Source organism: Celerinatantimonas yamalensis (assembly GCF_046054155.1).
Lineage (GTDB): Bacteria > Pseudomonadota > Gammaproteobacteria > Enterobacterales > Celerinatantimonadaceae > Celerinatantimonas > Celerinatantimonas yamalensis.
Window position 1 is genome coordinate 1 of record NZ_JBEQCT010000010.1, and the last position, 18,957, is coordinate 18,957.

Annotated in this window: 22 protein-coding genes and 2 pseudogenes; 22 read left to right on the plus strand and 2 right to left on the minus strand. The window is 44.9% G+C overall.

The annotated features are described in order from the left end of the window. The first annotated feature begins 376 nt into the window (after positions 1-376). From ABUE30_RS16580 to rplQ, 18 genes are all read left to right on the plus strand, one after another. Positions 377-1,114 (plus strand): complement resistance protein TraT, encoded by a 738-nt coding sequence (locus ABUE30_RS16580; protein ID WP_408624954.1) that lies wholly within the window; start codon positions 377-379, stop codon positions 1,112-1,114. Between the two features lie 986 nt (positions 1,115-2,100). After that, positions 2,101-2,469, plus strand: a complete 369-nt coding sequence (rplN, locus tag ABUE30_RS16585) for a 50S ribosomal protein L14 (protein WP_408624955.1) — start codon at positions 2,101-2,103, stop codon at positions 2,467-2,469. A gap of 13 nt (positions 2,470-2,482) precedes the next feature. Beyond that, positions 2,483-2,800, plus strand: a complete 318-nt coding sequence (rplX, locus tag ABUE30_RS16590; RefSeq protein ID WP_408624956.1) for a 50S ribosomal protein L24 — start codon at positions 2,483-2,485, stop codon at positions 2,798-2,800. Positions 2,801-2,813: 13 nt separating this feature from the next. Beyond that, the gene (gene rplE / locus ABUE30_RS16595) at positions 2,814-3,353 is read left to right on the plus strand and encodes a 50S ribosomal protein L5 (RefSeq protein WP_408624957.1); all 540 of its coding nucleotides are present in this window, start codon (positions 2,814-2,816) and stop codon (positions 3,351-3,353) included. A gap of 11 nt (positions 3,354-3,364) precedes the next feature. Further along, positions 3,365-3,670, plus strand: a complete 306-nt coding sequence (rpsN, locus tag ABUE30_RS16600) for a 30S ribosomal protein S14 (protein WP_408624958.1) — start codon at positions 3,365-3,367, stop codon at positions 3,668-3,670. A gap of 26 nt (positions 3,671-3,696) precedes the next feature. Next, positions 3,697-4,089, plus strand: coding sequence for a 30S ribosomal protein S8 (gene rpsH / locus ABUE30_RS16605; protein WP_408624959.1), 393 nt, complete (start codon positions 3,697-3,699; stop codon positions 4,087-4,089). A 12-nt stretch (positions 4,090-4,101) separates the two neighbouring features. Then, on the plus strand, positions 4,102-4,629 hold the full coding sequence (gene rplF / locus ABUE30_RS16610; protein WP_408624960.1) for a 50S ribosomal protein L6: 528 nt from the start codon (positions 4,102-4,104) through the stop codon (positions 4,627-4,629). Between the two features lie 9 nt (positions 4,630-4,638). Further along, positions 4,639-4,989 (plus strand): 50S ribosomal protein L18, encoded by a 351-nt coding sequence (rplR, locus tag ABUE30_RS16615; RefSeq protein WP_408624961.1) that lies wholly within the window; start codon positions 4,639-4,641, stop codon positions 4,987-4,989. Between the two features lie 10 nt (positions 4,990-4,999). Next, on the plus strand, positions 5,000-5,500 hold the full coding sequence (rpsE, locus tag ABUE30_RS16620) for a 30S ribosomal protein S5 (protein WP_408624962.1): 501 nt from the start codon (positions 5,000-5,002) through the stop codon (positions 5,498-5,500). 6 nt (positions 5,501-5,506) lie between these two features. Further along, positions 5,507-5,686 carry a 50S ribosomal protein L30 gene (rpmD, locus tag ABUE30_RS16625; RefSeq protein WP_408624963.1) on the plus strand — a complete coding sequence of 60 codons (180 nt, stop codon included), beginning with the start codon at positions 5,507-5,509 and terminating at the stop codon, positions 5,684-5,686. Between the two features lies 1 nt (position 5,687). Continuing rightward, positions 5,688-6,122, plus strand: coding sequence for a 50S ribosomal protein L15 (gene rplO / locus ABUE30_RS16630; RefSeq protein ID WP_408624964.1), 435 nt, complete (start codon positions 5,688-5,690; stop codon positions 6,120-6,122). Positions 6,123-6,130: 8 nt separating this feature from the next. Next, entirely contained in the window at positions 6,131-7,456 is a 1,326-nt protein-coding gene (gene secY, locus ABUE30_RS16635; RefSeq protein WP_408624965.1) for a preprotein translocase subunit SecY, read from the plus strand. A gap of 41 nt (positions 7,457-7,497) precedes the next feature. Then, positions 7,498-7,611 carry a 50S ribosomal protein L36 gene (rpmJ, locus tag ABUE30_RS16640; protein WP_408621096.1) on the plus strand — a complete coding sequence of 38 codons (114 nt, stop codon included), beginning with the start codon at positions 7,498-7,500 and terminating at the stop codon, positions 7,609-7,611. Between the two features lie 109 nt (positions 7,612-7,720). Continuing rightward, positions 7,721-8,077, plus strand: a complete 357-nt coding sequence (gene rpsM, locus ABUE30_RS16645) for a 30S ribosomal protein S13 (protein ID WP_408624966.1) — start codon at positions 7,721-7,723, stop codon at positions 8,075-8,077. An 11-nt stretch (positions 8,078-8,088) separates the two neighbouring features. Next, complete coding sequence (rpsK, locus tag ABUE30_RS16650; RefSeq protein ID WP_131911149.1) at positions 8,089-8,478, plus strand: 30S ribosomal protein S11; 390 nt, start codon at positions 8,089-8,091, stop codon at positions 8,476-8,478. 27 nt (positions 8,479-8,505) lie between these two features. Continuing rightward, on the plus strand, positions 8,506-9,126 hold the full coding sequence (gene rpsD / locus ABUE30_RS16655; protein ID WP_408624967.1) for a 30S ribosomal protein S4: 621 nt from the start codon (positions 8,506-8,508) through the stop codon (positions 9,124-9,126). 24 nt (positions 9,127-9,150) lie between these two features. Next, positions 9,151-10,137: a DNA-directed RNA polymerase subunit alpha gene (locus tag ABUE30_RS16660; protein WP_408624968.1), complete on the plus strand. Its 987-nt coding sequence runs from the start codon at positions 9,151-9,153 to the stop codon at positions 10,135-10,137. Between the two features lie 40 nt (positions 10,138-10,177). Next, positions 10,178-10,561 carry a 50S ribosomal protein L17 gene (rplQ, locus tag ABUE30_RS16665; protein WP_408624969.1) on the plus strand — a complete coding sequence of 128 codons (384 nt, stop codon included), beginning with the start codon at positions 10,178-10,180 and terminating at the stop codon, positions 10,559-10,561. Between the two features lie 500 nt (positions 10,562-11,061). On the opposite strand, the pseudogene ABUE30_RS16670 reads toward rplQ, so the two are convergent. Together ABUE30_RS16670 and ABUE30_RS16675 are read right to left on the minus strand one after the other, a co-directional pair. After that, a pseudogene (locus tag ABUE30_RS16670) lies at positions 11,062-11,262 on the minus strand (Tn3 family transposase); the annotation flags it as partial. Between the two features lie 23 nt (positions 11,263-11,285). Beyond that, positions 11,286-11,674: pseudogene (locus ABUE30_RS16675) on the minus strand (IS3-like element ISVa4 family transposase); the annotation flags it as partial. Between the two features lie 211 nt (positions 11,675-11,885). On the opposite strand from ABUE30_RS16675, the gene traN reads away from it, so the two are divergent. From traN to metH, 4 genes are all read left to right on the plus strand, one after another. Next, the gene (traN, locus tag ABUE30_RS16680) at positions 11,886-12,452 is read left to right on the plus strand and encodes a conjugal transfer protein TraN (protein WP_408624970.1); all 567 of its coding nucleotides are present in this window, start codon (positions 11,886-11,888) and stop codon (positions 12,450-12,452) included. A gap of 59 nt (positions 12,453-12,511) precedes the next feature. Beyond that, entirely contained in the window at positions 12,512-13,408 is an 897-nt protein-coding gene (locus tag ABUE30_RS16685) for a hypothetical protein (RefSeq protein WP_408624971.1), read from the plus strand. An 896-nt stretch (positions 13,409-14,304) separates the two neighbouring features. Beyond that, positions 14,305-15,237, plus strand: a complete 933-nt coding sequence (gene metA, locus ABUE30_RS16690) for a homoserine O-acetyltransferase MetA (RefSeq protein WP_408624972.1) — start codon at positions 14,305-14,307, stop codon at positions 15,235-15,237. A 36-nt stretch (positions 15,238-15,273) separates the two neighbouring features. Then, positions 15,274-18,939, plus strand: coding sequence for a methionine synthase (gene metH / locus ABUE30_RS16695; RefSeq protein ID WP_408625051.1), 3,666 nt, complete (start codon positions 15,274-15,276; stop codon positions 18,937-18,939). Positions 18,940-18,957: the final 18 nt, after the last annotated feature.

Consider the following 18,957-nt stretch of genomic DNA (forward strand, 5'->3'; position numbering starts at 1 on the left):
CCCATGTGAAAGTAGGTCACGGCCAGGCTTCTTATTTAGAACCCAGCTTCTTTGCTGGGTTTTTTTTTGCCTGCGATTTAGGGCTGATGAGTGTATGATCTATTTGACCATCATGACATGGTCATCCTTCCTGTTTGATTTTGCTATGACTATCTAGTGTGGTGACGGTGCGGCACTTGTATCTATTGCGATGATAGATACATTGAGCATATCCGCATATCACACATACATATGAAATTGAAATTACTAACTTTCTAAGTAACTACTCCATTCCTAATTAAAATATCAATTGCCTCTTGATTTTTTTGTTAGATATAAGTAAGTTATGCCCGTTTTATTCCCTTATGCTTCAAGGGCTTTTAGAAAGGAATCCTCAATGAAGAAGTTTATGCCTAAATTAACAGTGGCATTGTTCACTGCTGTGTGTGTAATGCTAACAGGTTGTTCTGCGACCTACACCGCTATCAAGAAACGTAATCTAGATGTTCAAACGAAAATGTCCGATACCGTATTTCTCGATCCAGTTAAAGCGGCTAAACGGGTTGTGTTTTTACAGATTCGTAATACATCCGATAAACAAGATATAAAGATTAAGGAAAGAATCAAAGAAGCTATTCAAAGCAAAGGCTATCGAGTGACCGATGATCCAGATCAAGCTCACTATATGATCCAAGCTAATATCCTTAAAGTGGGTAAATCAGATGCATCGAGCTCTCAATCCGCTCTCGTCAGTGGTTATGGGTCCGGACTCGTTGGTGCCGCTGTTGGCGCATCGGCATTTGGTGGAGGAAATGGTCGTATTGGGACCGGGCTCATCGGTGGGTTGATCGGCATGGCAGCTGACGCGATGGTTTCAGATGTCTATTTTACTATGATCACTGATTTACAAATATCTGTACGTACTTCGGGTGACATAGAAGTCACTGAAAACGATAAAGCAACGTTGCATCAAGGGTCGAGTGGTTCGAAAGTAATTAGCAGCTCTCAGCAAACACATTGGAAGCGCTATCAAACTCGGATCGTGAGTGTTGCTAACAAGGTCAATCTAGATTTTAATGAGGCATTACCTGCCTTGGATACTGGTTTAGTGAACTCAATTTCAGGCATATTTTAAACTGAATTATCCTAGTTGAACTCTTTGGGTAAAAGAGCCCTCAACATCAAGTTTGATTCGATAGTGCAGGCCAACATATATGACTTGTTTTGCTGGTGTGCACTGTGTATCCCAGTGTTAACCCATTAGCGTTGTTCGTATTAATGCATGTTGATGGGTTAATATGTGAGAATATGACCATGGCTTTGATCGCCGTGCCAGTATCTATCCTTCGATAACTTGCTAAGTTATTTTGTTAAACGAGCTCATCGCTGCAGCAGCTTTATCTGCGTGAATTAGCTTTGAATGATCCTTTTACCTCTCAAATCGTTATCGCCATAGATAAGATATATCCCCACTATGGTGGCAGAACGCTGATGTAATCTTAAATTTTAGTATAGTGATAGCTTCGAGTTAAATCGCACTTCAGCTATGAGCTTCGCTATTGTGAGTTCCATTATTATAGCCTTCAAGTTTTCGTTGGTGTTTTCACGTTTCATATCTGAACAATAAGCGACTATGGTTGTGAAATTTCAAAAGGGACGTCATATTTTAAGCGGTGCTAATTTTATTTAAAACTACCTCATAAATCGCGCCACATAAGCGTCAAATGCTGAGTAAGTCAATAAGAAGATAGTCCCTAATCAGGTACCCTCCTTGCCTAGAAGGAGGGCGTCATGGCGCGTTCAGTTTCACTAAATCGCAAAGAATTGGCATTGACATTGGTAGTGGCATATCCTTTCTACTGAGTCGCTCATAAAAAACTCGCACTTGGCTTCAATTGTGTGTATAGTCGCCGTTTCTTAGAATTAATCCCCTATGATGATATTTGCTTAAGCTAGCAATTAGCTTAGGTGACTTGTTGTATATTTTTTGTATAGGGGTACCAATTGCTTGTTAAGGGTGGTATAATTTCGCGCCCTTTAATTAGGCAGCCATAGACCTTTTATAGGTCAATTGTAATGTTACAGAGGCTTAGCCTCTTGTAAAAATAGCGGAGCACTGAAATGATCCAGATGCAATCTATGCTTGACGTGGCCGATAATTCCGGTGCACGTAGCGTACAGTGTATTAAGGTCCTGGGTGGCTCGCACCGCCGCTATGCGAATGTTGGCGACATCATTAAAGTTGCTGTGAAGGAAGCGATTCCTCGCGGTAAAGTTAAAAAAGGCGATGTTGTCAAAGCAGTGGTAGTGCGGACCCGTAAAGGCGTTCGTCGTCAAGACGGTTCATTGATTCGGTTCGATCGCAACGCTGCGGTTGTTTTGAATAACAATGACCAGCCGATTGGTACTCGTATCTTTGGCCCTGTGACACGTGAACTGCGTAATGATAAGTTCATGAAAATCGTGTCTCTGGCGCCTGAAGTACTATAAGGAGTAACAAGAGATGGCAAATAAAATTCGTCGTGATGATGAAGTAGTAGTATTAACCGGTAAAGATAAAGGAAAACGTGGCAAAGTCACTAAAGTCCTGAATACTGCCGGTAAAATTTTTGTTGAAGGCATCAACCTGGTTAAGAAACACCAAAAACCAAACCCTCAATTGGGTGTGGCCGGTGGTATCGTTGAACAGGAAGCGGCTATCAATGTATCTAACGTGGCGATCTTTAATGCTGATTCAGGCAAAGCAGATCGCGTAGGTTTCCGATTTGAAGACGGTAAGAAAGTTCGTTTCTTCAAATCTTCTGGTGAACTAGTTAAGTAATTGGAGTAAAACGATGGCGAAACTGCATGATTTGTATAAGGAGTCTGTAGTGCCTGCACTTCACAAGGAGTACGGCTACAAATCCATCATGCAAGTCCCTCGGATCGAGAAAATCACCCTTAATATGGGTGTGGGTGAAGCATTAAATGACAAGAAACTGTTAGAAAACGCTGTTGCGGATCTAGCTGCTATTTCTGGTCAAAAACCGCTTGTCACCAAAGCTCGTAAATCCGTTGCGGGCTTCAAAATCCGTGAAGGCTACCCGATTGGTTGTAAAGTAACCCTCCGTGGTGAACGGATGTGGGAGTTCTTTGAGCGCTTGATTTTGATCGCAATGCCTCGTATTCGTGACTTCCGTGGTGTCAGTACTAAATCATTTGACGGCCGTGGTAACTACAGTATGGGTGTGCGTGAGCAAATCATCTTCCCGGAAATTGACTATGATAAAGTCGATAAAATTCGTGGTTTGGATGTGACTATCACAACCACTGCGAAATCCGATGAAGAAGGCCGTGCTCTGCTGGCTGCCTTTAACTTCCCATTCCGTAAATAAGGGCTAGGGTTATGGCAAAACAATCAATGAAAGCACGTGAAGATAAACGTGCCAAGCTGGTCGCTCAACATGCTGAAAAGCGTTTAGCGCTCAAACAAGTGATCTCAAGTGTTCATTCATCTGATGATGAACGTTGGGATGCAGTCATGAAACTTCAGGATCTTCCACGGGACTCATCTCGTAGCCGTCAGCGTAATCGCTGTAATGTTACAGGTCGTCCACATGGTTATCTGCGCAAATTCGGCTTGAGCCGTATTAAGCTGCGTGAAGCAGCAATGCGTGGTGAAGTTCCTGGTCTGAAAAAAGCCAGCTGGTAAGCCAATCATTCACGGAGTAAGCAATTATGAGCATGCAAGATCCTATTGCGGATATGCTGACCCGCATCCGTAACGGTCAAGCGGCCAATAAAGTATCTGTCAAGATGCCTTCTTCTAAACTGAAAGTGGCGATTGCCCAGGTTTTGAAAGACGAAGGTTACATCGCTGACTATGCTGTTTCTGGCGACGTTAAAGCGGAACTAGAAGTAACCCTCAAATATTTTGAGGGCAAGAAAGTTATTGAAACGATTCAACGTGTTAGCCGTCCAGGTTTGCGCATCTATAAAGGTGCAGTTGAACTGCCTAAAGTTATGGGTGGACTGGGGATCGCTGTTGTTTCTACATCACAAGGCGTCATGACTGACCGTGCAGCGCGTAAAGCGGGCATGGGCGGCGAAATCGTCTGCTACGTAGCTTAATCGGAGGTATTTATGTCTCGTGTCGCTAAAGCTCCCGTAGCCATTCCAGCTGGTGTAGAAGTAGCTATTAATGGTCAGGAGCTGACAATCAAGGGTGCTAAAGGCGAGGTTTCTCGCACTTTAAATAACGCCGTTGTAATCGCTAAAGAAGAGAATGAACTGAAGTTCTCAGTTGTTGAAGGTGGAGCTACTGCACAAGCAGGTACAGCTCGTGCACTAGCTAACAACATGGTTATCGGTGTTACTGCAGGCTTCGAAAAACGTCTACAGCTAATCGGTGTTGGTTACCGTGTTCAAGTTCAAGGTAATAAATTGAACCTGACTTTGGGTTTCTCTCATCCCGTTGTTTATGAATTACCTGAAGGGATCAGCGCAGAAGCTTCTTCGCAGACTGAGTTGCTGATCAAAGGTGCTGATAAACAGGTTGTAGGTCAAGTCGCGGCTGACATTCGTGCGTATCGTCGTCCAGAACCTTATAAAGGTAAAGGGATTCGTTATGCTGACGAGCAGGTCCGCCGCAAAGAGGCTAAGAAGAAGTAAGGTAACACTATGGATAAGAAAAGTGCACGTCTGCGTCGCGCTACTCGCGCACGCAAAGCTATGCAAGAGTTGGGTGCAACTCGCCTGGTGATTCACCGTACTCCGCGCCATATCTATGCGCAGGTAATTGCACCGAACGCTACAGTTATTGCAACAGCCTCAACTGTTGATAAAGCGGTTCGTGAGCTGGTGAAAAGTACTGGTAATGTTGATGCAGCTAAAGCAGTTGGTAAAGCGATTGCTGAACGTGCTGTTGAAAAAGGCATTACTCAGGTTTCTTTCGATCGCTCTGGCTTCCAGTATCACGGTCGCGTCGCTGCTTTAGCTGATGCTGCTCGTGAAGCTGGCCTTCAGTTCTAAGGGGTGAATCATGGCAAAATTTGAAGCACAAACCGGTGATCTGAACGAGAAGCTGATCGCAGTAAACCGCGTTTCTAAGGTAGTTAAAGGTGGTCGTATCTTTAGCTTCACTGCATTAACTGTAGTGGGTGATGGTAACGGCCGAGTAGGGTTTGGTTACGGCAAAGCAAAAGAAGTTCCTGCTGCTATTCAAAAAGCAATGGAAAAAGCTCGTCGCAACCTACGTACAGTTAAGCTGAACGGCACAACGTTGCAACATCCGATTAAAGGGCGCCATTCAGGCTCTCGGGTGTATATGCAGCAAGCATCTGAAGGTACTGGTATTATTGCCGGTGGTGCGATGCGTGCAGTGTTGGAAGTTGCAGGCGTACAGAACGTATTGTCTAAAGCATACGGCTCAACTAACCCGATCAACATCGTCCGCGCAACTATCGACGCTCTTGAGCATATGCATGCTCCTGAAGATGTCGCTGCGAAGCGTGGCCTGAGCGTAGAAGAAATTCTGGGGTAATTGGGCATGGCGAAAATTAAAGTAACACAAACTAAGAGCTCTATCGGTCGTTTGCCTAAACATCGGGCTACACTGACTGGTTTAGGTCTGCGTCGCATTGGTCATACCGTTGAATTGGAAGATACTCCTTCTATTCGTGGTATGGTTAATAAGGTTTACTACATGGTTAAGGTAGAGGGTGAATAAGATGCGTTTAAATACTCTTTCACCAGCAGCTGGTTCTAAACCATCAGCCAAACGTGTAGGTCGTGGTATCGGTTCTGGCTTGGGTAAAACCGCCGGACGCGGTCACAAAGGGCAAAAAGCTCGCTCTGGTGGCGGTGTGTCCGCTGGTTTCGAAGGCGGTCAAATGCCGTTGAAACAGCGCTTACCGAAATTCGGTTTTACTTCACGTAAGTCACTGACTTCAGCTGAAGTTCGCACGTCAGAGCTGGCTAAAGTAGCGGAAGGCGTGGTAAGTTTGGATACTCTGAAACAAGCTGGTGTTATCGCCTCTAATGCTAAGACTGCAAAAATCGTATTGTCTGGCGATGTAGCTAAAGCGGTAACTATCCAGGGTGTAGGTGTAACCAAAGGCGCACGTGCTGCAATTGAAGCAGCTGGCGGTAAAATCGAAGGATAGTACGTAAAATGGCTAAGAAACCAGGATTACCATCGAACGGTGGACAAGGCGGGCTGAGTGAGCTGAAACGACGTTTATTGTTTGTTTTGGGCGCAATGATTGTGTTCCGAGCAGGCTCATTTATTCCGATTCCTGGGATCGACGCTAATGTACTGGCTGAGTTATTTCAGCAGCAAAAAGGCACTATCATCGAGATGTTTAATATGTTCTCCGGTGGTGCCTTAGCTCGGGCGTCTATATTTGCATTGGGTATCATGCCGTATATTTCGGCATCGATCATTGTTCAATTGCTTACTGTCGTCCATCCGCCTCTCGCTGAACTTAAAAAAGAAGGTGAAGCAGGGCGGCGCAAAATTACCCAATATACTCGTTACGGTACGTTAATACTGGGCTTGTTCCAGTCATTTGGTATCGCCACAGGCTTGCCACGGATGGTTCCGGGGTTGGTTGCGGATCCGAGTATGGCGTTCTATGTCACAGCGATTGTGAGTTTGTTAACTGGCACCATGTTTTTGATGTGGCTAGGTGAGCAAATTACTGAACGGGGTATTGGTAACGGGATCTCTATTTTGATTTTTGCGGGTATCGTTGCAGGTCTTCCACCTGCGATTGGCCGCACTATTGAACAAGCCCGTCAGGGAGAGATCAACGTCCTTTTGCTGCTACTTATTGCTGTAATAGTATTTGCGGTCACATTCTTTGTGGTGTTTATGGAGCGTGGTCAACGACGCATTGTCGTTAACTATGCAAAACGTCAACAAGGACGCCGAGTATATGCTGCGCAGAGCACCCATCTGCCATTGAAAGTTAATATGTCAGGGGTGATTCCAGCAATTTTTGCATCAAGTGTCATTTTGTTCCCAGGAACTCTGGCGCAATGGTTCGGTCAGCATAAAGGCCTTGGCTTTTTGTCTGATATTTCGTTAACATTGCAGCCCGGTCAGCCACTTTATGTGATACTATACGCGGCCGCGATTATCTTTTTCAGTTTCTTCTATACCGCGTTGGTGTTTAACCCACGGGAAACAGCGGATAATTTGAAAAAGAGTGGGGCGTTTATTCCAGGGATACGACCTGGTGAACAAACCTCGCGCTACATCGATAAGGTGATGACTCGCTTGACACTAGCTGGTGCCTTGTACATCACGTTTATTTGTTTAGTTCCACAGTTTATGACACAGGCTCTTAATGTACAGTTCTACTTCGGTGGTACATCACTGCTCATTATTGTCGTTGTAATCATGGACTTTATGGCACAGGTTCAGACCCATCTGATGAGTCATCAGTATGATTCTGTCCTGAAAAAAGCTAATTTGAAAGGTTATGGTCGATAAGCCGTCGCATTTCAATTAGTCAAACTTTTGCGGAGATAGCAATGAAAGTTCGTGCTTCCGTTAAGAAAATCTGCCGTAACTGCAAAATTATCAAACGCAATGGCGTTATTCGGGTAATTTGCAGCGAGCCTAAGCACAAACAGCGCCAAGGCTAATAAGTAGATTTCAAGACATTTAGATTGCAAATTGGTCATCTGTTGAGTATCCTTACGGGCTTTTCGCAGATGGCCTTCGTTTTACGAAAAAATTATAGGAGTGTGCCTAATGGCCCGTATAGCCGGCATTAACATTCCTGATCAAAAACATGCAGTTATCGCGTTAACTGCAATCTTTGGTATCGGCAAAACTCGCGCACAACAAATTTGTGCCGCAGCTGGTATCGCTGAAGATGTTAAGATCAGAGAACTAGATGAATCCCAGATTGAATTGCTTCGTGAGCAGGTAAGTAAATTTACCGTTGAAGGTGATTTACGCCGCGAAGTTTCAATGAGTATTAAGCGCCTGATGGATCTCGGTTGTAACCGCGGTCTCCGTCATCGTCGTAGTTTGCCCGTCCGCGGTCAGCGCACTAAAACTAATGCGCGTACCCGTAAAGGGCCTCGCAAACCTATTAAAAAATAAGGTGAGGACAAATGGCTAAAACTCCGACTCGCGCTCGTAAACGCGTAAAAAAACAAGTTGCTGATGGTATGGCTCATATTCATGCCTCGTTCAACAACACAATTATTACCATCACTGATCGCCAAGGTAATGCTCTGTCTTGGGCAACTGCCGGTGGATCTGGTTTCCGTGGTTCACGTAAGTCTACTCCGTTCGCAGCGCAAGTTGCAGCAGAGCGCGCAGCTGAGGCTGCTAAAGACTACGGCCTAAAAAACGTAGAAGTTTTCGTTAATGGTCCAGGTCCAGGTCGTGAGTCATCAATCCGTGCGTTAAATGCGGCAGGTTTCCGTGTTACTAACATCACTGATGTGACTCCTATTCCACATAACGGTTGTCGTCCACCTAAGAAACGCCGCGTGTAATTCTTGGGATAGACAGGAGATATAATAATGGCAAGATATTTGGGGCCTAAGCTCAAACTTAGCCGTCGTGAAGGTACCGATCTATTCCTAAAGAGCGGTGTCCGCGCGGTTGATACTAAGTGTAAGCTTGATACAGCACCAGGCCAACATGGTGCCCGTAAACCACGTCTTTCTGACTATGGTTTGCAGCTTCGTGAGAAGCAAAAAGTTCGTCGTATCTATGGTGTTCTGGAAAAACAGTTCAGTAACTACTATAAAGAAGCGGCACGTTTGAAAGGTAATACTGGTGAAAATCTGCTGGGATTGCTCGAAAGTCGTTTAGATAACGTTGTTTATCGGATGGGTTTCGGTTCTACTCGTGCTGAAGCACGTCAGCTGGTTAGCCACAAAGCGATTCTGGTTAATGGTAAAGTTGTTAATGTACCTTCTTTCCAGGTTTCACCGGAAGATGTTATCAGTGTTCGTGAAAAAGCTAAAAAACAGTCTCGTGTTATTGCTGCACTGGAAATTGCAGGACAGCGTGAAAAACCGAGTTGGGTAGAAACTGATGCGAAAAAAATGGAAAGTGTATTTAAACGCCTTCCTGAGCGCACAGATCTGTCTGCAGATATTAACGAACAGCTGATCGTCGAGCTTTACTCTAAGTAAAGCTAATTTCTAAGAGAGGACACAATGCAGGGTTCTGTAACAGAATTTCTAAAGCCGCGGCTAGTTGACATTGAGCAACTTAGCCCTACTCATGCTAAAGTGACTCTGGAACCTCTTGAACGAGGTTTCGGTCATACGCTTGGTAATGCGCTACGTCGTATTCTGCTTTCATCTATGCCTGGTTGCGCTGTCACTGAGGTAGAGATTGACGGTGTATTGCATGAGTACAGCAGTAAGGAAGGGGTTCAAGAAGATATTTTAGAGATCTTATTGAATCTGAAAGGTATTGCTGTGAAGCTCGAAGGTAAAGATGAAGCAATGCTTACTCTTACCAAGTCTGGTGCAGGCCCGGTCGTGGCGGGTGATATAACCCACGATGGCGATGTCGAAATCGCTAACCCAGAACATGTAATCTGCCATTTAAGTAGCGATGCTGAAATAAGTATGCGGATTAAAATTGAACGTGGTCGTGGTTATATTCCTGCATCAACTCGTGTTCATTCTGAAGATGAAGAACGTCCAATTGGTCGTTTACTCGTCGACGCCGCCTACAGCCCTGTCGTTCGAATTGCCTATAACGTTGAAGCTGCTCGCGTAGAACAACGTACAGACTTGGACAAGTTAGTGATCGATATGGAAACTAACGGTACCTTGGATCCAGAAGAAGCGATTCGTCGTTCAGCGACTATTTTGGCTGAGCAGCTGGATGCATTTGTTGACTTGCGTGATGTCAGTGAACCAGAAGAGAAAGAAGAGAAGCCGGAATTTGATCCGATCCTGCTACGTCCTGTCGATGATCTGGAATTAACTGTTCGTTCAGCTAACTGTTTAAAAGCAGAAGCAATTCATTATATTGGTGATTTGGTACAGCGCACTGAGGTTGAGCTTTTGAAAACGCCTAACCTTGGTAAAAAATCTCTTACTGAGATTAAAGATGTATTGGCAAGCCGTGGGTTGTCTTTAGGTATGCGCCTAGAGAACTGGCCGCCTGCTAGTATTGCTGAGAAATAACCAGTCACTGGTCCATAGTATTATTTAGAAGGATAAGGTCATGCGCCATCGTAAGAGTGGTCGTCAATTGAACCGGAACAGCAGCCATCGTCAGGCTATGTTCCGCAATATGGCCAGTTCATTGGTTCGCCATGAAGTTATCAAAACAACACTGCCTAAAGCGAAAGAGTTACGCCGTGTTGTTGAGCCTCTGATTACATTGGCTAAAAATGACAGTGTTGCTAACCGCCGTCTGGCTTTTGCACGTACACGTGACAAAGAAGTAGTTGGTAAACTGTTCTCAGTCTTAGGGCCTCGTTTCCAGGAACGTACGGGTGGTTATACCCGTATCCTGAAATGTGGATTCCGAGCTGGTGATAACGCTCCTATGGCTTATATCGAGCTGGTTGATCGTGCAGAATCTGCTGAAGAATCTGCCGAGTAGTATCGATACATATTGTAAGCCGGGCCTTTGCCCGGCTTTTTTATGCCTAGAATTTATAGCTTATCATCAACTAATTTAGCGGTGCGTAAAGAATGTAATTCAGATGGCTCACGATGCTCAACGATGGCACTCGCTGACTGTTACGCACTTTGTGTCATTAGCCGCTCTATGTGACCGGTAGTTGTGCAATACTTGTTATCTATCAATTTCACCAATGGGTAGCGTAATCCGCTGTTATTATAGCGATGATACGTGTTACCTAGTCATCGCAGAAACCTAATTTTTGCAAAAGTAGTTTAATATAATTGGGATTGAGTGGTTGTTGGGATTTGAGGTCCAATGGGGCGAAAACCTAAGCATCTATATATTCATTAACCTGTTGATTCAAGTGCCTTCATCACGTTTTCAGATAAGGTGAATGAGTAGCCCTAACATATTAATATGGCCATGCATCTCAGTGGTGATAATCTGGATATATCTTCTTCATTAGTTTCAGTAGGCTGGCTATCAGTATTAAATGTCCAAGGGCTTGCTGCATATACAGTGTATCTCATAAGACAGTAGCACTTGTTTCCCAGCTCCAATGATTCCAGTTGAACCTCTGGTCCTTCTCTATAACGCTTTCTGATTTCGCCATGTTCGCCATGACAAATGGTGCGAGTCACACTGTACCTCCCTTCACTTCGGTTCAGTTGTGTAATGGTCCAGTATTATTGGAGAGTTTCTAAGCCACTTTTTGCATCTGCGTATACATTGCATACGGTGTAAGGTCTTCCAATCCGCTATGTCACCGTTGTTTGTAGTTATAGAAGCGAATATAACCTTCAACTGCTGTCACCACCGAACTGTGATCAATGAAAGATAATCCATTTAAGCGCTTTGATGTAAACGACCTAAAAAACGTCCCTTCACGGAATTGACCCAATAATTCCCTCTACGACTTATGCTCTGAGTTATCTTTAAAGCTGCCAACCTATTTCTATAAGCATGGGAGCTAAAATGACAACCTTGATCAGAGTGAACAAGTAAATCTCTGGTCTTTGGTGACTTATTCGTCCTTGCATCACCAAGTGCTGCTAAGGTGAGCTGAGTATCGGGTAAGCGAGACACTGAGTTTTTTCGTCGCTGTACAAGGCCTCAGGGCCTCTGCCACAGCAACAACTAACGCGGCTCGTCAGGGTGTTATGGCTCAGATGAAACAGAAAATCATGCAGTACAGCTTCCTGCAAAAGCAATTTAGGAATAAAATCGCAAGCTTCTTCTTTAAACAAGAACAAACTAAAGTTGTTTGGTCCCCACAAATGGCCCAATGGGTCAGGCTCTGATGTACGTGTATTATGCTTATCTGGCCTATGTGGTGTTTAATTTGTTGGTAAATGTCATCTATAAATGTACCCCGGACGAGCTAAGTTTACCGATGAAGCGAGAGTTGCTCTCGACGCATTATATCGGGACGTACTGTACCAGTAAGGTGCTCGGAGTTTGTCTGGAAACCAAACGGTCGTATTGCGAGTTTAATAGTCCGCTCAGCCAGATCATGATGGAGCAGATTTATAAGCAGCCTCAAATGGGACTGAGTTGGGGAACGCCTAAACATCCGAACTGCACTGGACTGGCGATTTCTCAATTAAATAAAGTGGACTGGGATAAAGTGGATCTCTCTGAATGGATTGGGATTTTGATTAAGACTGGGAACTTCGCTGAGTCGAAGAATGTGACTATTGACTCGCTGACTGGGTCTGGGTCGATTTTGAACTATTCGACCACGACACCTCGTCCAAATGTACTGGAAACCACCATCGACCGGTCTAGTGGCGTGAACGCCGACCAGATCCGATCGGATGCTTATCAGGATGCCTGGAGCCAGACCCAGACACCGAAACAGAAGTAACTTAGGAAATTAAAAACCACTGTTATGCTATTGATAGCGAAAAAATAAAAAGGAAAAAAATGAAATATCTGTTCGTGATTGCATCATTGATGTTGTTGGCCGGTTGTGCCTCCCAGCCCAAGCCGATTAAGCCGGTGCCGTTCGATAATCATCATAGTTTTGCCTATAACATCGCCAGCCAAACCAATTTATTAGACGACCACTCACCACTGCGGGACTTTACGCCAGAGGAAGTGAAAAAGAGCCATGCGAGCTTGCATCGAGGGCATTCGGTGTCAACTTTTTTGGGGATTGCTGAAATTTTAACGGGCAATCTGACTGGGGCCATTGATGTGGCTGGTGGCGAAATTACTGACATGTCGTTGAGTGGGCATACAGCTGGGCGTCCAAGATGGATTGTGTATGTGCCGAAAGCAGATTTCAAAGATGAAATTACAGCGCAAAATTTCATTCGTACCCGCATAATCACGGCAGCTAAAAAGGTCTTTGGCAAATATGGTCACCTGCATCAAGTAAGCAGGGATGATGATGATCTCTTAGGCTATAATCTAACTATAGACGGAAAGGATGAGCCCGTAGGGCTAACTTTTCCGAAGGACTTATCAACTAAAATAGTCCGAAGTTGTAGTGTCAATATTGCTCAAAAAACAACGCAGACAGCATATTGTTACGGGTTTTCTGGAGGCGAAATTTATGTCGGCGAATTTGTCATTACTACACCATTCCTTAGCGTCGTTAACGTGAATGTTAAAGTTAAAGGTAAAGAGGTGACGATAAACCCCAGTACTGTTTTTAAAGATATTACCAGGAACCTACCAGGCAATTTCTTTCTTTATATGCCATCTTACCCTCGGGTAGTTTTTTCATATATCACATATACCGATTTGACGATTAAAGTACCCACAATCTACTGGCAGGGCAAAGCCTACCCATTCATCAAACCAACCCAAAAATAATCGAATCAGGTTCATGGGTGCCCAATAAAAAGGAGAGGGCACCCCTACATTGGGAATGATTGCGGCACAGTGCTTTCAAACGCGACTATGAAAAAACAACTGCGCTCCAAGCGGCAAATGTTCCCTTGTTCCGTATCCGGAATGGCCGTTCATACAGCGATGCTAAGTTGGGCGGAATGATTAATTTGCTACGTCAGCAAGCCTCTGAACCAGCTGCTGGTGGTCGTGAAGAGAGATCCGTTACATCAGTGTCATCGGTCTGCACTCGCTGCTGCGAGCCAATGACGATCATTGAGATGAAATGGCCAAACAAAGGAAAGGGATTTTACCGATGCCCCAAGTGCAACGCGCAATCTGAACTGTTCAGCCTAGTGGGCAATCGTCATGCTTGAGCACTTTGTGTTTCTATCGCTCTTGTCTGTAGGTGGACTGTTTGGTTTGATGTCACTGATGACTGGAGTTGGAATTGCTAGTGGCAAATTATGGGGAGAGTCTGCCAAACGCAGCCGGCTGGTGAAATTGGTATATCTGACGATCTGTTATGTTGCTTTGCTCGTCGAATATCCTTTGCTTAGAACTAACTACAATACATCATCCGAACCTAAACTGTAGATGATAGCCAGTCACTCTGATGACTAATAAGTTGCATATTCAAGCTAATTTAGCGACTGTTTTACATAATACCCAGCCGTAAACGAGCCACGGCTAATCTAATATCGCCCATCGCCCATACCATACTTGAGTCAGCCGCCTATTTTGTAGGCTTAGCCTATTCATTGTTGCCTTGCTGAATGCCCCCCGACCGATAGCTTTGGATGATTAAGGCTAGACTTCACCTCGGAACACTTTAAAATGGGCTTCTAGATGTCTAGATTGATATTTGTGGAGAACTATTTATGCCGATTCGGATCCCCGATGCGTTACCTGCAGCTGAAGTGCTACGTCAAGAAAATATATTTGTTATGCCACAATCTCGGGCATCGGCGCAAGATATTCGACCACTTAAGGTGATTTTACTCAATTTGATGCCCAAAAAGATCGAGACGGAAAATCAAATACTGCGATTACTTTCCAACACACCGTTGCAAGTTGATGTTCATCTGCTGCGTATTGACCAACGGCCATCCAAAAACACGCCCCAAAAACATATTGATCGGTTTTATCGCGATTTTGATAGGCTACGAAACGGGAATTTCGATGGCTTGATTATTACTGGCGCGCCGCTTGGGCTAACCGCTTTTGAGGATGTTTATTATTGGCAGCAAATGAGCGAAATAGTTCACTGGTCAACTACTCATGTCACATCGACGCTATTTTTGTGTTGGGCGGCTCAAGCGGCATTAAATGTTCTCTATGACATGCCTCAATTTACTTTGGATAAAAAGCTATCAGGGGTTTTTTCTCACCAAACCGTTGGTGGTCATAACAAATTATTGCGTGGCTTTGATGATACCTTTTTAGCTCCGCTATCACGAAATGCTGGATTCCCACTTCATGCAATAAAGCACTACACTGATCTAGATATCTTAGCAACACTAAAAAATGATGAGCTCTACCTTGCAGCGAGCCGAGATCTCCGTCAAGTGTTTGTCACCGGTCATCCAGAGTATGATGCCTGCACGTTAGCCAATGAATATCAGCGTGACGTTGAAGCGGGTGTATCCCCTTTATTGCCGGACAACTATTTTCCAAGTGATGATCCCGCTCAGACACCGTTGTCGACTTGGCGCAGTCATGGCAGCCTTCTTTATAGTAATTGGATCAACTACTGTGTTTATCAGATTACCCCTTATGATTTGAACTCAATGCAACTGAGCGATCATGATTAACAGAACAATGAAAACTAAGGAGTGGCAGTGAGTAATATGATGACACTATTAACCGCACAACTGAGTCAACGGATCTTGTTAATTGATGGTGGTATGGGCACCATGATTCAAGGTTTTAAGCTCGATGAAAGCGATTATCGTGGCGAACGATTCATTGATTGGCCCTGCGATTTAAAAGGCAATAATGACCTATTGGTACTCACTCAACCTGAAATCATCGCAGATATTCATCGTCAGTATCTGCAAGCAGGCGCTGATATCATTGAAACCAATACGTTCAATACGACCTCGATTGCAATGGCTGATTATCAGATGCAATCTCTCTCGGCAGAAATTAATTTTCAGGCTGCTCGATTAGCCCGTTCGGTGGCTGATGAAATGAGCGCTCAAACTCCCGAAAGACCGCGCTTTGTGGCCGGTGTCTTAGGGCCAACAAATCGGACCTCGTCGATTTCACCTGATGTGAATGATCCTGGGTTTCGCAATATCTACTTTGATGAGTTAGTGACCGCATACCGAGAATCCGTTCAAGCACTGATCGACGGCGGTGTTGATTTGATTATGATTGAGACCATCTTCGATACGCTCAATGCTAAAGCGGCGGTATTCGCTGTTGAAAGTATCTTTGATGAGCAGGCAATCCGTTTGCCACTGATGATATCCGGTACGATCACCGATGCGTCTGGACGCACTCTCTCGGGGCAAACCACGGAAGCGTTTTATAACTCATTGCGCCACGCTAAGCCATTATCAATGGGGCTCAACTGTGCGCTGGGGCCCAAAGAGCTGCGCCAATATGTCGAAGAGTTATCGCGCATTAGTGAAACTTACGTATCTGCCCATCCCAACGCAGGTTTACCTAATGCCTTTGGCGAATATGATCTAGGGCCTGAAGAGATGGCCGGCCATATTGGTGAGTGGGCAAGAGCGGGATTGTTAAATCTAGTGGGAGGATGTTGCGGAACCACCCCTTTGCATATTGAAGCAATGGCCAAGGTCATTGCCGGCGTGCCTCCTCGGGTGATTCCACAATTACCTGTCGCTTGCAGATTATCAGGGCTCGAACCTCTTAATATCGATGCGCAGTCATTATTTGTGAATGTCGGTGAGCGTAATAATGTGACTGGTTCGGCGCTGTTTAAGCGTCTCATTGTGGCCGAGGAATATGATAAAGCCTTAGAGATTGCCGCATTGCAGGTCGAAAATGGGGCGCAAATCATCGATATTAATATGGATGAGGGAATGCTTGACTCAGTTCATGCGATGGTGAAATTTCTCAATCTTATCGCTTCTGAACCTGATATTGCGAAAGTTCCGCTGATGATTGACTCTTCCAAATGGGAGATTTTAGAAGCAGGAATTAAATGCGTGCAGGGTAAGCCGATTGTTAACTCCATCTCACTCAAAGAGGGTAAAGATAAATTTATTGCCCAAGCGAAGCTATTACGTCGCTATGGAGCGGCTGTCATTGTGATGGCATTTGATGAACAAGGACAGGCGGATACACGAGCGCGAAAAGTCGCTATTTGCACCCGTACCTACCATATATTAGTGGATGAAGTTGGGTTTGCGCCCGAAGATATTATTTTTGATCCTAACATTTTTGCCGTTGCCACTGGTATTGAAGAACACAATAACTATGCCGTTGATTTTATCGAAGCGGTTAAGAGTATCAAGCAAACTTTGCCCCATGCATTGATCTCTGGTGGGGTATCCAATGTGTCATTTTCATTTCGAGGAAATAATCCACTGCGAGAGGCCATCCACGCTGTGTTTTTATATCATGCAATTGCCAATGGCATGGATATGGGCATTGTCAATGCGGGGCAACTCGCTATCTACGCAGATATTCCAACGCAGCTGCGCGATAAGGTCGAGGCGGTGATCCTCAATACTCATCCGCTAGCGACCGATGAACTATTAGCTATCGCAGAACAATACCGCGGTGATGGGCAAATTAAAGAAGCGGATCCGAAGTTACTCGAGTGGCGTTCATGGCCAGTTAATAAACGTTTGGAACATGCATTAGTCAAAGGTATTACTGAATTTATTGAAGAGGACACGGAAGAGGCGCGTCAATCCGTTGAACGACCATTACATGTGATTGAAGGGCCATTGATGGATGGTATGAATGTGGTCGGCGATCTCTTTGGGGCTGGACAAATGTTTTTGCCACAAGTGGTTAAATCAGCGCGGGTGATGAAGCGAGCCGTCGCCTATTTGAATCCTTATATTGAAGCCGAAAAAAGTGGTGAACAGCAATCTAATGGCAAGATTGTGATGGCCACTGTTAAAGGTGACGTGCACGACATTGGCAAAAATATTGTCGGTGTCGTATTGCAGTGCAATAACTTTGAAGTGATCGATTTAGGGGTAATGGTGTCTTGTGAGAAGATCCTGCAAGTGGCTCGGGATGAGCAAGCCGACATGATTGGCCTTTCTGGCCTGATTACCCCATCACTTGATGAGATGGTCCATGTTGCTAAAGAGATGGAACGTCAAGGTTTTGATTTACCGTTATTGATTGGTGGGGCTACGACCTCAAAAGCGCATACGGCTGTCAAAATTGAGCAAAACTATTCGCACCCAGTGGTCTACGTTGCTAATGCTTCGCGCGCAGTTGGTGTTTGTCAGACACTGTTATCTAAAATGCATAAACCAGCCTTTGTCGAAAAACTCAACCAAGAATATGAAGTGGCCCGAGCGCAACATGCGCGTAAACGGCCACGCTCAGCTGCGGTAACCTTAGCTGCAGCTCGGGGCAATGGTTTGGTGACCGATTGGCGCACCTATCAGCCACCTAAACCGAAACAGCTCGGTGTTCAGGTGATCGATGACGTTAGTATTGAAACATTACGTGATTATATCGATTGGACGCCATTTTTTATGACGTGGTCATTAGCGGGTAAATATCCACGAATTCTCAATGATCAAGTCGTTGGTGAGCAAGCACAAATTTTGTTCGCGGATGCGAAAGCCATGCTCGATATGCTGAGCCAATCTGGGCAGTTACAAGTGCGCGCTATCATTGGGTTATTTGCGGCTAATACAGTGGTTGATGATATTGAAATCTACGCCGATGAAACACGAACTAAGCGACTGGCGGTGAGTCATCAGCTACGCCAACAGACAGAAAAGCCGAAAGGTGCGAACTATTCGTTGGCAGATTTTATTGCGCCTAAGGATAGTGGCCGTGACGACTATATTGGTGCTTTTGCCGTCAGTGGTGGCTTTGGTGAAGATGAATTGTCTGAGAACTACAAACAAGCTGGCGACGATTACAATGCGATCATGGTTAAAGCGGTAGCCGATCGCTTAGCTGAAGCGTTTGCCGAATATTTGCATGAACGGGTGCGGCGTGATTTTTGGGGATATAGTCCCGATGAAGATCTCAGCGCAGATGAACTTATTCGCGAGCGTTATCAAGGTATCCGTCCCGCGCCTGGTTATCCGGCGTGTCCTGAACACACCGAAAAGGCAATTATTTGGCAATTGTTGGATGTCGAAAAGCGCATCGGTATGAAGTTGACAGAAAATTATGCAATGTGGCCTGGCGCCGCTGTCTCTGGATGGTATTTTAGCCATCCTCAGGCACGTTATTTTGCGGTTGCCCAAATTCAATACGATCAATTAGAAGATTATGCGAATCGAGCAGGAATGACCATTGAACAGGCGCAGCGCTGGTTAGCTCCGAATATATAATAGTTCTATTAATTCGAC